Source organism: Rahnella sp. ATs2, assembly GCF_051851855.1.
Taxonomy (GTDB): Bacteria; Pseudomonadota; Gammaproteobacteria; order Enterobacterales; family Enterobacteriaceae; genus Rahnella; species Rahnella variigena.
The window spans coordinates 23,505-35,717 of sequence record NZ_JBLYPL010000005.1 but is presented as its reverse complement, the minus strand read 5'-3'; the positions used below and the strand labels follow the sequence as shown (position 1 = coordinate 35,717).

Here is a 12,213-nt window from a genome sequence, read left to right as displayed (position 1 = left end):
GTAAACATGATCAAGAAATCCGTTCTTGCCTGCCTGTTCGCCACAGCCATGTTGTCCCTGTCTGCGCACGCCGCCGACAAAATCCGCATGGGTGTGGTGGTGAAAGTCGGCGGTAACGCCTGGTTCAACGCGATGGAAGCCGGGATCAAAAGCGAAGCGGCCAAACGCGGGATCGACGCGTGGCAGGTCGGGCCGACCAGCGCGGATCCGGCGTTGCAGGTGCGTGCGATTGAAGATCTGATCGCCCAGAAAGTGGATGTGATCGGCGTAGTGCCGAACGATGCCCGCGTGCTGGAGCCGGTACTGAAACGCGCTCACGACGCCGGGATCAAAGTCATCGTGCATGAATCACCGGATCAGAAATATGCCGACTGGGATTTCGAAATGGTCGATGCCACGCAGCACGGCATTAACCACATGGTCGCGCTGGCGCAGTGCATGAAAGAGAAAGGTGATTACGCGGTATACGTCGGAAGTCTTACCGTACCACTGCATCAGAAATGGGCCGATGCCGCCATCAATTATCAGAAAGAACACTATCCGAATATGCATCTGGTCGGCGACAAATTTGGCGTGGGTGAATCGCTGGATGACAGCATCCGTACTACCAACGACCTGATGTCCAAAGACGCCAACCTGAGAGGCATTCTGGCTATCGGTTCACAAGGCCCGATTGGCGCAGGTCGCGCGGTGCTTAACCGTGGCAAAACTGACGACATCTGCGTATTCGGACCATTCAGTCCTGGCCAGGGCGCAAGTCTGGTGAAAGCTGGCGCCATCAAAGGCGGCTTTATCTGGAACCCGATGGTCGCCGGTGAAGTCTTTGTGCGCATCGCCGAGAAGCTGGAAAAAGGCGAAAAAATCACTGACGGCATGACCATTGAAGGCATGGGCAAAGTGAAAGTCGACGAGGCAACGCGCACCATTCTGGGCAACGAAACCGAAAGCCTGGACAAAGCGAACCTGCCGAAACTGGTCAAAATGGGGCTGTAATCATGGCAATCTCCGAGATCATTCAAACAGATAACGCGCCGCTGATTGATGTGCAAAACCTGTCGGTGACCTTTGGCGGGCAGCGTGCGCTCAACGACATTTCCCTGCGGCTGATGCAGGGCGAAGTTCACTGCCTGGCGGGCACCAACGGCTGCGGAAAAAGTACGTTGATCAAAGTGATCTCGGGGGTTTATCAGCCGGATAACGGCTGCCAGATCACGCTCAGTTCGCCCTCGCAGGGCAGCCAGAGTTTCAGCAAACTGTCTCCGGATCAGGCGCGGCAGTTTGGCGTGCAGGTGATTTATCAGGACTTGTCGTTGTTCCCGAACCTCAGCGTGTTCGAGAACATCGCCTTCGACCACAACTTACAGGGGCTGATGGGCTGGTATCGCCCGTCACGTCTGCGGGAAACCGCACAGCGCATTCTGACTGAACTGAATTACACACTGGATCTCGACAGCAAAGTCTCGACGTTGCCGATTGCCCAGCGCCAGCAGGTGGCGATTTGCCGGGCGCTGGTCGCCGATGCGCGATTAGTGATTATGGATGAACCGACCGCCTCGCTGACCCGTACCGAAGTGAATCAGCTGCTGCGCACCGTGCATTACCTGAAAAGCAAAGGCATCAGCGTGGTGTTCGTCAGCCATCGTCTCGATGAAGTGCTGGAAATTTCCGACAGCGTGACGGTTATCCGCGACGGTAAAAAAGTCGGGACATTCCCGGCCTCAGAAGTCAGCAGCGAACGCCTGACCGAGCTGATGACTGGCCTGAAACTCGATTACCGGCTGAAAGCCGCCAACATGAATGACGAACGCATCATGCTGGAAACCGACAAACTCAGCCGCGCAGGGCAGTATCACGACGTCAGTTTCAAACTGCACGCCGGAGAAGTGCTCGGTTTATGCGGCCTGCTTGGTTCTGGCCGCACCGAACTGGCACTCAGCCTGTTTGGCATGACTAAACCGGACAGCGGCAAAATCTACCTCGACAGTAAACCGGTGCGTTTTCGCAGCCACGAAGACGCGATCAAATCCGGCGTCGGTTACGTCTCGGAAGATCGCCTGACGCTTGGCCTGATCCAGCAGCAATCCGTCGGCGACAATACCGTGCTGGCAATCATGGATCAGCTGCGCAGCCGTTTTCACCTGATCGACGAATACCGCAAAAATAAGATCATCCAGCAGTGGATCGAGAAACTCGGCGTCAAAGTCGCCAGTCCTGAACAGGCGATCTCCACGCTTTCTGGCGGCAATCAGCAAAAGATCGTGCTCGCGAAATGGGTGCTGACACAGCCGAAAATCCTGATCCTTGATTCCCCAACGGTCGGCGTCGATGTCGGCGCGAAAGCCAGCATTTATCAGCTGATCCACCAGCTGGCGGAAGAGGGGATTTCTATCCTGCTGATTTCCGATGAAGTGCCGGAAGTCTATTTCAACTGCGACCGCGTGCTGCATTTCAGTGAGGGCACGGTGGTTGGCGAATATCTGCCGGGCGCGATCACCCAGCAACAACTTGCGGAGGCGGTCAATGCTTAAGCTCAGCCGGTTACGCCCGTCCAGCAACGAAGGTTATTTAGCCTGGGTATTGCTGGTGGTGATTGTCACCTTTTCCTTACTCAGCAATCAGTTTCTGACCTTACAGAACCTGCTGGATCTGACCGAAAGCTACGCCGTCAGCGGCATCTTTGCCCTCGGCCTGTTCGTGGTGCTGGTCACCGGCGGTATCGATATTTCGTTCGCTGCCGTGGCTTCTGTCGTGCAGTACATCATCGCCACGCTGGCGATCCACTACGGCCTGAGCAGCCCGACCGGCAGCATTTTACTGGCGGTCGCCATCGGCACGGTGCTGGGGATGATCAACGCCATTCTGATCTACTGCCTGCGCATTGTGTCGATCATCGTCACCATCAGTATGCAGTCGCTGCTGTTTGGCATGCTGATGTGGCTGACCAACGGCACCAGTCTGTATGACCTGCCGGAGTGGCTGACGACGCCAATCCGCGTGCTGCCGTTCAGCGTCGGCGAACAGCATTATCAGATTGGTTTGCCGGTGGTGGTGATGCTGGCGGTCGCCGGACTGAGCTGGATCCTGCTCAACAAAACCCATCTCGGACGCCAGTTGTTTGCCGTCGGCGGCGATCAGGAATCTGCGCGCCGTATCGGTATCCGTGTCGGGTTATTGCATCTGTTTGCTTACGGATATCTCGGCGCGATGGCGGCGATTGGCGGTCTGGTGCAGGTGTATCGCGTCGGTGAGGTGGTGCCGAATGCGCTGGTCGGCGGCGAGCTGGATGTGCTTGCAGCGGCAGTACTTGGCGGTGCCAGCCTTAATGGCGGCAAAGGCAGCGTGGTCGGCACTCTGATGGGCGTGTTCCTGATTGGCGTGCTGAAAAACGGCCTCAACCTGATCGGCGTTTCCAGCTACTTCATGAACATCGTCATCGGCGTGGTGATCGTCGCGGCCATCACCGTCACCCATTACAAGAAACGCAAAGAAACCGAAGTCGGCTTCGCCTGAGGAAAACCGCTATGTTCGCAAAAAGCAGAAATGTGAGTCTTAACGCGAAGCCCGATGCGCGGCCTCGCCTGAAAATCGCTTCCCTGAAAATTGATAGCACGACATTGGGATTATCGCTGTTATTGCTGGTGGTGATCATCGGCTTCAGCCTGGCGATGCCGGGGCGCTTCTTCAGTGACGCCACCTTTATGAGCGTTGCCTTCCAGCTGCCGGAACTCGGTTTACTGACGCTGGCGATGTTTATCCCGATCCTCAGCGGTGGCCTGAACCTGTGCATTATCGCCACCGCCAACTTGACCAGTTTACTGATGGCGTGGGTGTTTCTCACCTGGCTGCCACCGGATGCCAGCATGGCGATGCAGGCGGTCTGGCTGACGCTGGCATTGGTCGGCGCAATGATTCTGGCGCTGGTGATTGGCATGCTGACCGGCGCGCTGGTGGCGTATGTCGGCGCCCATCCGATTCTGGTGACGCTGGCGACCATGACCATGGTGAACGGCGTCGGCATCTACCTTTCACGCGGTGCGGCGATCAGCGGTATGCCGGATATCGTGCGCTTTATCGGCGCGGAAACCCTGCTCGGCGTGCCGGTTCCGTTAATCATCTTTCTGCTGACCGCAGCCTTAATCGCGGTGTTTTTAGAACGCACCCGCCTCGGTAAATACATCTACATGAGCGGCAGCAACATCAACGCCACCCATTTCAGCGGCATCAATACCCACCGCGTGTTGATCGCCATCTACGTGATTTCCAGCATGTTATGCGTGATTGCCGGACTCATCATGATGGCGCGTTTCAACTCGGCGCGCATGGGCTACGGCGACTCGTATCTGCTGCTGACGGTGCTGGCCATCATTCTCGGCGGCACCGACCCCAACGGTGGCTTCGGCAAAGTCGCAGGTGTGGTGCTCTCGCTGATTGTCCTGCAGGTGATTTCCACCGGCCTGAATCTGATGAACGTCAGCCCGCATTTCAGCCTGGCGATGTGGGGCGCGGTACTGATCGTGGTGCTGGCGCTGAAATTCTTCCGCAGCCGTTATCTGCAAAAAAGGGCGGGGCGAATGAGCGCTGCCAAAGCGCGGGCGGCTCAACCTTAAACACTTTTTTAAAATTGCCTCTGACTTAGGAAAACATCATGGAATACAAAATTTCTCCGTCGCTGATGTGCATGAGCCTGATCGACATTAAACAGCAACTCGAGGTACTGAACCGCCGCGCCGATATGCTGCACATTGACATTATGGACGGGCATTACGTCAAAAATATCACGCTGTCGCCGTTCTTTATCGAGCAGATCCGCCCGCATACGCCGCTGGTTCTGGACGTGCATATGATGGTGGAAAACCCGGCTGACTTTATCGAGCCAATAGCCCTTGCCGGTGCCGATTTTATCTGTCCGCACGCAGAAACCATTAACCGCGACGCGTTCCGCATCATCAATCAGATCCGCTCGCTGGGTAAAAAAGTCGGCGTGGTGCTCAACCCCGCGACACCGGTGGAATACATCCAGCACTACATTCACCTGCTGGATAAAATCACCGTGATGACCGTCGATCCGGGCTATGCCGGTCAGCCTTTCATCCCTGAAATGCTGGGGAAAATCGCACAACTGCGTGATCTCAAACAGCAAAAAGGCTACCGCTATCTGATCGAAATCGACGGCTCCTGCAACCTGCGGACTTATCAGGATCTGATGGGCGCGGGGGCGGAAGTGCTGATCGTCGGCAGCTCCGGCCTGTTCACGCTGGACAACGATCTGGATGTTGCCTGGGACAAAATGCTCGATCAGATGCGTCAGGCGCGTCACGCAGCCTGAGGGCAGGAGAGCCGTATGCCGCACTTTCTTGGAGTGGATGTCGGGGGTACCAACACCCGTTTAATGCTGATGGACAGCCAGCAAAATTTTCGCGGCTACCACAAAACCCCGACCCAAAGCTGGGCGGGGCAGACTGACCCGTTACAGGGGCTGGAAAACCTGATCACGGCGTATTTGCAGGAACAGGATCCGCATCATCAGGTGGCGCAGGTGATGCTCGGGCTGCCGGGCGTATTGTCCCGTGACCGCCAGACCGTGCTTTCACTGCCGTTCATTTCCGCGCTGGATAATCAGCCGGTGGCGGCGCTGCTCTCGCAACGTTTACACCTGCCGGTGGCGATGGACAAAGATGTTAACCATCTGATGTGGTGGGATTTAACACAGCACAGCGCGCTACCGGATGTTGCTGTCGGGCTGTATCTCGGCACCGGGCTGGGCAACAGTTTGTGGATCAACGGTGATTTTTACCACGGCGCGCACGGCGGTGCGGGTGAACTGGGGCACATTCCGCTGGCGGGGAATCCGCTGCTCTGTCCGTGCGGCAAAACGGGCTGCGTCGAGACGCTGACCTCCGGCAACTGGCTGACCGGCTGGGCGCGACAACATGCGCCACAAACGCCGTTCGCCGACCTGTTTGTACGTCATGCCGGGCATGTGGATTTAACTGAATTTGTGGCACGACTGGCGCGTACCGTCGCCAGTGAGATGAACATTCTGGATCCCGAATATCTGGTGCTGGGCGGTGGCGTGCTGGCGATGGAGAACTTCCCGCTGGCCGAACTGGAACAGCAGTTACGCAGCCATTTGCGCAGCCCGTATCCGGCGAACGGCCTGACCATTCATTTCAGCGCCGTCACCGACGAGACCGGTTGCCGTGGCGCATGTTTAGCCGCACAGCGCATTTTTCCGTCGCAGCCAGCTCTGGCCGCCGGAACATTTTCCTTCAGGAGAGAGGCATGAACAAAGGCAAGGTATGCGTATTTGGGTCTTTCAACCTCGATATCGTGGCAGGCATGGCGCGTTTCCCCAAACCGGGAGAATCACTGATTGCGCGTAACAGTATGATGGGCGCAGGCGGCAAGGGCGCCAACCAGGCAGTCGCCGCACTGCGTGCCGGTGCGCGGGTGCATTACATCGGTAAAGTCGGCCGCGATGATTTCGGTATGTTTGCCCGCCGCCACCTCGACAGCGCCGGTTTCGATGCGGTCACGTTATTTTCCACCAGCGAATGCCCGACCGGCAACGCGTTGATTTATGTCGCCGGAGCCGATGCCGAAAATATGATTGCCGTCGATCCGGGCGCTAACCTGACGGTCACCGACGAAGAAGTTGAACAATGCCGTCCGGCCGTCGCCGCCGCTGATATCCTGCTGACACAGCTCGAAAATAACCTGCCAGCGATTGAAAAACTGATCGGCATCGCGAAGGACAACGGCACTTACATTATCCTCAACCCCGCGCCGTTCCAGCCGGTTTCTGACCATCTGCTGGCCCAGGTGGATTTACTCACGCCGAACGCCACAGAATGCACGCTGCTGACCGGCATTGAAGTCTGCGATATTCCCTCCGCCGAACGTGCTGCTCACGCGCTGCACGCCAAAGGGATCGAGGCGCTGATCATCACGCTGGGCACGCAGGGCGCATTGCTTTCGGTGAAAGGCGAAACGCAGATTATTCAGGCCTGTCCGGCGACCCCGGTCGATACCACCGGCGCAGGCGACGCCTTTAACGGCGCACTGGCCTCCCAACTCGCCGCCGGTGCCACACTCCCCGAAGCCGCACAATTCGCATCCGCTTATGCTTCTGTATGTGTGGAACGCGCAGGCGCAGCGGCATCAATGCCGACATATGAAGAAGCGCGTGAGAGGATGGGAGTTGTGGTGGTTTGAAGCAGGGCCCCCTGCGAAGGTTGCGAGTTTTTCTTTACTCCTCCCCCTGTGAAGGGGGGAGGTTGGGAGGGGGTTTTAAGGGCTTATACCTTCTGTCAAAGCACACTTCAACTTTTTGATTTTGCTTTAATACCCCACCCCACCCCACCCCAACCCTCCCCTTCGCAGGTGAGGGAGTCGACCGGCGTTATTCCTGCGAAACATCTTCCAGATTTCAAAGTAACTCCCTGTAAATCCATCCAGCCCATTTCATTCGAAAAATGGCAGGAATATAGTCGCTTCGCTGCGGCAAAATCCGTAGCCGGACTTGGAACTCCGAACATCTGGAACTGAAAAAACTTGTGTTTTTTCAGGGGCTACGTGCACACTCAATTCGTGGCTTAGGCAGGGCAATCTTAATGGTTGGCCGGTCGCTAGATCCGGAGTTCCAAACCTGCCTGAGTCACACCTTTAGTTTGGAACCTGAAGGCGTGATGAAATTCAAAATCTAGTAATGGAATAATCATCATGACTGACATGAATACCGAAACCACCCATCCCGAAAATTCCCTCACTGTTTTCCGAGGCCTGATTGCCAATCTGGATCTGAGCCATTTCACCGATCCCCAGCTTTACGATCTGGGTGCTGTCGCGTCTGAATCCGCCGAAGGGCTTTGCCAGGGTTTGCTGTGCCTGAGTGAAGGGCTGGAGAATAGCGAACTGTTGCCGCCGGAAGGCATTTCGCAGGTTAGCGCCTATCTGAAAGCCTCCGCGCATCTGCTTCCGGCACTGTTTGAGTTGTCAGAGAAGGCGGGGGTTGCGCTCGGGATAACACAAATACGGGCTTAATCTTTTGCTCCTTCCCCTCTCACGAGGGGAAGGCTGGGATGGGGTGTTGGTTTCGTGTAAACCTTAAGATAAATATAAAATATACCCCACGTGTTTTTATATGTTTTTTGTATGATTTAAGTTGATTTATTTATATTTAAAAGGTTTGTTTCTAATATCAAAGTGATTAATATCTGCGTGGTTTAAAATGTAGTTATGAGGGGCCAAACTCCCATTGGGATGATCCTAAAGACCTTACATGGATAAGAGCAGGGATTGATTATGCAAAAAGAACGGGTTTTTAGGAAAAGGTATATTTTCATCGTGTTGGTTATAGCTTTTCTGGGGTATTTAATTAAGATGGTATTAGATTTTTCACCTTATGAACAAACGATTATACGAAAGGAAAGTATTGGCGAATTTAATACCCTTTATGTGACTGAAGGTAGTGCGGGTGCAACGACGGAAAATACGTATAAATATTATCTTTATCCATCTGCAAAAACAGAGAAAGAGTTTCTGGAAAATATCAGAGATTATCCTTCTGTTCTGTTTACTTCAGATTCCGATGTTAAAATGCAATTGAAGGGAAAAAATCTTTACTTTACAGTTAAAGGAACTATTTATAGTTTTACCAATCAATCTGATTCTGTTTTTATATATCTCAATTCAACCCCATTTTAATGGGGTTATATCCGCATGTTACCGTTTAATCTGACACCCGACCTCTATTTTGTTCAGTAACAATGCTTTTTTTTGATTCAAAAATCATCATATTCCCGCCATGTAAATGACACAAACGCAGGACAGGATAGGCACCTTATTTCAGTCAGCTACAGACAGCCTGTCTGACAGACGTCTGTCGTCGGACGCGCCGCCGTTTGTCGGTCCGCAAAACTATCTACGGCTGATCCAGGTTTCAGTCTTCTGGCGCACTGCTCAATAATGTGGCTAACATCCTGATGCGTCAGGCATTTCTCAGTATTGCCCGTGAAATCGAAGAAGCCGCGCTGATGGAAGGCTGCCGCTGGTGGCTGGTGGTATTTCAGGTGCTGATCCCGATGTCGCAGTTGATCTTGCTCCTTTCCCTTTCACTAGGGGAAGGAGCTAAAACCAGCCGGTTTTCTTCCTTGTCACAGGAAGGAGCAAAAAATCACTTCAGCCAGCCCTGCTGATGGGCGTTATCCAGATGACTGCGCATGTGCAGCCACAGTTCAGGATGGATATCGGCGATAAAGGCATTGCGTGCAAGAACCTGCTCCAGACGGATATTGTTCTCCACCCAGCTCTGACCCTGATTATTCAGGTTCATGACCATCGGCATCACGCGGTCGATCACCAGCGCAAAGCGCGCTTCAGGAGTTTCGCCCGCTTCGTATTCATTCCACAAATCCAGGAACTGCGTGCTCAGGGGCACAGGCAGCAGGCCGAACAGGCGTTTCGCTGCAATGATTTCCTGATCGTGAACCGCCGCGCGGGCAGCGAGATCGTAAACCAGCACATCACCGGCATCGATTTCGACGATGTCGTGGATCAGCGCCATGCGGATGACTTTATTGATATCAACGCCTTCCGGTGCGAAAGGGGCCAGGGACATTGCTGCCACGGCGAAATGCCAGCTGTGTTCTGCGGAGTTTTCCTGACGCTCAGTGCCTAACACTTTGGTGCGACGTTGCACGCTTTTCAGCTTATCGATTTCCATCAGGAACTGAAAAACTTCGGTCATTGCCCCAAAATTCAGCGGGGTAGTTGCTGCAGACATACTAAAACCTTAGTCATATTGACGGCATGGTAAACGGCGTTATTTTCATTTTTCCGCTACACCTTAGTCGCTTGATATAAAAAAATCATGTTTTTGGGTGCGGAAAATCCCGCTGTAGTCTGAATGTCACTTTGGTAAATTATAAACAAAGCGAATGAATTAAAGGGCTTCACAGTCGAGGATGAGTGAAATGATGATCCGGCTAAGAGACTGTTACATCAGATAATACTCATTTTAAGCTTACAGATGTACACTGGAATTGTTCTCAGTTAAGCTAATTCCGTCGGAACGTTTTATAAACAATGATTTTTACTTTTTTGTCTTGAGGATCCTCAACGTATGGGTAAGTTGTCTCCATCACCACAGGGATATCCGTGGGCTGAAGAAATTGCCAACAGCCTGAGTCACGGCGTTGGTCTGGTTTTTGGGATTGTCGGGCTGGTGTTGTTGCTGGTTCAGGCTGTTGGCGATAACGCCAGCGCCATGGCAATCACCAGCTACAGTTTGTACGGCGGCAGCATGATTTTGCTGTATCTGGCCTCCACGCTGTATCACGCGATACCGCATCAGAAAGCCAAATACTGGCTGAAAAAATTTGACCACTGCGCGATTTATTTGCTGATCGCCGGAACCTACACGCCGTTCCTGCTGGTCGGGCTTAATTCCCCGCTGGCGAAAGGGCTGATGGCGGTGATCTGGGGGCTGGCGCTGTTCGGCGTAATTTTTAAACTGGCGTTTGCGCACCGCTTTGAAGTGCTTTCGCTGGTCACTTATCTGACGATGGGCTGGCTGTCGCTGATAGTGATTTATCAGCTGGCGACCACACTTTCGCTGGGTGGCGTAGCCTTACTGGCGCTGGGCGGTGTGGTATACACGCTGGGCGTTATTTTCTACGCCTCTAAACGCTTTCGTTTCGGTCACGCCATCTGGCACGGGTTCGTGCTCGGCGGCAGTGCCTGCCACTTTTTGGCCATCTATTTTTACGTCTGATTTGTTTAATTAAAGTCGGTAAAAGGAAAGCGGAGCCTGATGCTCCGCTTTTTTGTGCCTGCTATTTACCACGATTGCCCGCATCCGGCGTGTCCGACCACCATTGCACCAGTGAAGGCACTGGCCGCAAATCGTAGTGCGCTTCGCCCAGCAAATGATTGAGGATTTTCGCCGAGCGCCACGCGGTCAGCGTCAGTTGCCCTTCGGCGCTGCCGTGACTGTGAATACCGGCATTCACCGCGTAAATGCGGTTCTGCTCAGGGCCGTCCCAGCGCAGATTGAAATTCGGCTGAAGCGGCAAATGTTGTTCGCGGTCATAGGGGATGCGGTCCAGCAACGGCTCGAGATAATCCGGTAAACCGGGACGATAGCCGGTTGCCAGAATCACGATATCGGCACTGAAATGCTCTTCGCATTTTTCCAGCCCGTGTTTTGCCTGCAAACTGAAATCACCGCCCGCATGACGTACGATATGATCGAGCGCGCGGTGGGGCAATAAACGAACGTTACGCGGCTGATGCAGCACATCGAAACGGTGATACAGCTGCTTATAAATATCTTCCAGCGTGTGATAACTGATGCCATCGGAAGGCAGTTTTTGGGTGGCGATTTCCTGCTCACGTACGTCCTCCGGCAACGTATAAAAGTAATTCACATACTCCGGCGTGAAATATTCATTGGTGAAAATCGATTCATCCAGCGGCTGAAAATTCGGGCGTCGTGATATCCAGCTCAGTTCGGCAAATTCGCCCCAGTGGCCGCTCAGCGCGTTGAGAATAATGTCCGCGCCGCTTTGTCCGCCACCGACGACGGCCACGCGTTTGCCAGTGAAATCCGGTTCGCGCAGTTCAATCTCAGCCGCATGAAAACAGTTTTCACCCAGCGCCGCCCGCGCCGGTTTTGGGATCCACGGTGCATGGCCGGTGCCGAGGCAAATGTTGCGCGCACGGTGCTCGCCTGTTTTACTCTGCACGATAAATTCCTGCCGCTTGTCATCGAAATCAATGCGCTCAACCGGTTCGGAAAAATGCAGATCAGGGATGCGGTCGCACGCCCAGCGCAGATAATCGGAAAACTCATCACGGCTGATAATGAGCTGTTCCGTCGCCAGAAAGCGGTAAATTTTCTTCTGTTCCACCAGATAATTGATGAAAGAAAACTCGCTGCGCGGGGCGACGGTGGTCACCAGATCCTGCAACACATAGGTTTGCATGGTGGCTGTCGGCAGTAACATGCCCGGGTGCCAGCTGAATTCCGGATTAGCGTCAAAGAAGGCGGCGTCGAGTTTTCCGGTATCTTTTGCCATGGCGGCGAGGCTTAAATTAAAGGGACCAATACCAATACCTATCAAATCCTTCACGGGCATCTTTCTGTTCCTTGTGTTTTTAGGATATTTTGGAAGCTCTGTTAAGCATAGGTCAGCCGCCCGCGACTGACAT

The 12,213-nt window shown here is 53.9% G+C and carries 12 protein-coding genes and 1 pseudogene; 11 read left to right on the top strand and 2 right to left on the bottom strand.

Features of this window, described 5'->3' with window-relative positions; all coding sequences use genetic code 11:
- The first annotated feature begins 6 nt into the window (after window positions 1-6).
- The 10 genes and pseudogenes from ACJY2G_RS06115 to ACJY2G_RS06070 all read left to right on the top strand — a co-directional run.
- Complete coding sequence (locus ACJY2G_RS06115; protein WP_425272784.1) at window positions 7-993, top strand: substrate-binding domain-containing protein; 987 nt, start codon at window positions 7-9, stop codon at window positions 991-993.
- Window positions 994-995: 2 nt separating this feature from the next.
- Window positions 996-2,528 carry a sugar ABC transporter ATP-binding protein gene (locus tag ACJY2G_RS06110; RefSeq protein ID WP_430318858.1) on the top strand — a complete coding sequence of 511 codons (1,533 nt, stop codon included), beginning with the start codon at window positions 996-998 and terminating at the stop codon, window positions 2,526-2,528.
- Entirely contained in the window at window positions 2,521-3,510 is a 990-nt protein-coding gene (locus tag ACJY2G_RS06105) for an ABC transporter permease (RefSeq protein WP_430318859.1), read from the top strand. Before ACJY2G_RS06110 ends, ACJY2G_RS06105 begins: the two co-directional genes overlap by 8 nt.
- Window positions 3,511-3,521: 11 nt before the next feature.
- Window positions 3,522-4,607 carry an ABC transporter permease gene (locus tag ACJY2G_RS06100; RefSeq protein WP_430318860.1) on the top strand — a complete coding sequence of 362 codons (1,086 nt, stop codon included), beginning with the start codon at window positions 3,522-3,524 and terminating at the stop codon, window positions 4,605-4,607.
- Between the two features lie 38 nt (window positions 4,608-4,645).
- Window positions 4,646-5,326, top strand: coding sequence for a D-allulose 6-phosphate 3-epimerase (gene alsE, locus ACJY2G_RS06095; protein WP_013576774.1), 681 nt, complete (start codon window positions 4,646-4,648; stop codon window positions 5,324-5,326).
- 15 nt (window positions 5,327-5,341) lie between these two features.
- Window positions 5,342-6,286 (top strand): allose kinase, encoded by a 945-nt coding sequence (gene alsK / locus ACJY2G_RS06090; protein ID WP_430318861.1) that lies wholly within the window; start codon window positions 5,342-5,344, stop codon window positions 6,284-6,286.
- Window positions 6,283-7,215, top strand: a complete 933-nt coding sequence (gene rbsK / locus ACJY2G_RS06085; protein WP_430318862.1) for a ribokinase — start codon at window positions 6,283-6,285, stop codon at window positions 7,213-7,215. Before alsK ends, rbsK begins: the two co-directional genes overlap by 4 nt.
- Window positions 7,216-7,722: 507 nt before the next feature.
- Window positions 7,723-8,043 (top strand): hypothetical protein, encoded by a 321-nt coding sequence (locus tag ACJY2G_RS06080; protein ID WP_113876240.1) that lies wholly within the window; start codon window positions 7,723-7,725, stop codon window positions 8,041-8,043.
- Between the two features lie 261 nt (window positions 8,044-8,304).
- On the top strand, window positions 8,305-8,706 hold the full coding sequence (locus tag ACJY2G_RS06075) for a hypothetical protein (protein ID WP_120160932.1): 402 nt from the start codon (window positions 8,305-8,307) through the stop codon (window positions 8,704-8,706).
- A gap of 275 nt (window positions 8,707-8,981) precedes the next feature.
- A pseudogene (locus ACJY2G_RS06070) lies at window positions 8,982-9,089 on the top strand (carbohydrate ABC transporter permease); the annotation flags it as partial.
- An 86-nt stretch (window positions 9,090-9,175) separates the two neighbouring features.
- On the opposite strand, the gene ACJY2G_RS06065 reads toward ACJY2G_RS06070, so the two are convergent.
- Complete coding sequence (locus tag ACJY2G_RS06065) at window positions 9,176-9,784, bottom strand: HD domain-containing protein (RefSeq protein WP_439291536.1); 609 nt, start codon at window positions 9,782-9,784, stop codon at window positions 9,176-9,178.
- 339 nt (window positions 9,785-10,123) lie between these two features.
- Between ACJY2G_RS06065 and trhA the strand changes: the two genes are divergently transcribed.
- Window positions 10,124-10,774 carry a PAQR family membrane homeostasis protein TrhA gene (gene trhA, locus ACJY2G_RS06060; RefSeq protein ID WP_120160928.1) on the top strand — a complete coding sequence of 217 codons (651 nt, stop codon included), beginning with the start codon at window positions 10,124-10,126 and terminating at the stop codon, window positions 10,772-10,774.
- A 61-nt stretch (window positions 10,775-10,835) separates the two neighbouring features.
- Here the strand turns inward: trhA and ACJY2G_RS06055 are convergent, their stop codons facing one another.
- Window positions 10,836-12,140, bottom strand: coding sequence for a lysine N(6)-hydroxylase/L-ornithine N(5)-oxygenase family protein (locus ACJY2G_RS06055; RefSeq protein WP_430318864.1), 1,305 nt, complete (start codon window positions 12,138-12,140; stop codon window positions 10,836-10,838).
- Window positions 12,141-12,213: the final 73 nt, after the last annotated feature.

What these genes read in the sequence shown, in the direction of transcription:
- ACJY2G_RS06065 (WP_439291536.1), bottom strand. Translation starts at nt 9,784, where the DNA reads ATGTCTGCAGCAACTACCCCGCTGAATTTTGGGGCAATGACCGAAGTT.
- ACJY2G_RS06055 (WP_430318864.1), bottom strand. Translation starts at nt 12,140, where the DNA reads ATGCCCGTGAAGGATTTGATAGGTATTGGTATTGGTCCCTTTAATTTA.
- rbsK (WP_430318862.1), top strand. Translation starts at nt 6,283, where the DNA reads ATGAACAAAGGCAAGGTATGCGTATTTGGGTCTTTCAACCTCGATATC.
- ACJY2G_RS06075 (WP_120160932.1), top strand. Translation starts at nt 8,305, where the DNA reads ATGCAAAAAGAACGGGTTTTTAGGAAAAGGTATATTTTCATCGTGTTG.
- ACJY2G_RS06080 (WP_113876240.1), top strand. Translation starts at nt 7,723, where the DNA reads ATGACTGACATGAATACCGAAACCACCCATCCCGAAAATTCCCTCACT.
- ACJY2G_RS06115 (WP_425272784.1), top strand. Translation starts at nt 7, where the DNA reads ATGATCAAGAAATCCGTTCTTGCCTGCCTGTTCGCCACAGCCATGTTG.
- alsK (WP_430318861.1), top strand. Translation starts at nt 5,342, where the DNA reads ATGCCGCACTTTCTTGGAGTGGATGTCGGGGGTACCAACACCCGTTTA.
- alsE (WP_013576774.1), top strand. Translation starts at nt 4,646, where the DNA reads ATGGAATACAAAATTTCTCCGTCGCTGATGTGCATGAGCCTGATCGAC.
- ACJY2G_RS06100 (WP_430318860.1), top strand. Translation starts at nt 3,522, where the DNA reads ATGTTCGCAAAAAGCAGAAATGTGAGTCTTAACGCGAAGCCCGATGCG.
- ACJY2G_RS06105 (WP_430318859.1), top strand. Translation starts at nt 2,521, where the DNA reads ATGCTTAAGCTCAGCCGGTTACGCCCGTCCAGCAACGAAGGTTATTTA.
- ACJY2G_RS06110 (WP_430318858.1), top strand. Translation starts at nt 996, where the DNA reads ATGGCAATCTCCGAGATCATTCAAACAGATAACGCGCCGCTGATTGAT.
- trhA (WP_120160928.1), top strand. Translation starts at nt 10,124, where the DNA reads ATGGGTAAGTTGTCTCCATCACCACAGGGATATCCGTGGGCTGAAGAA.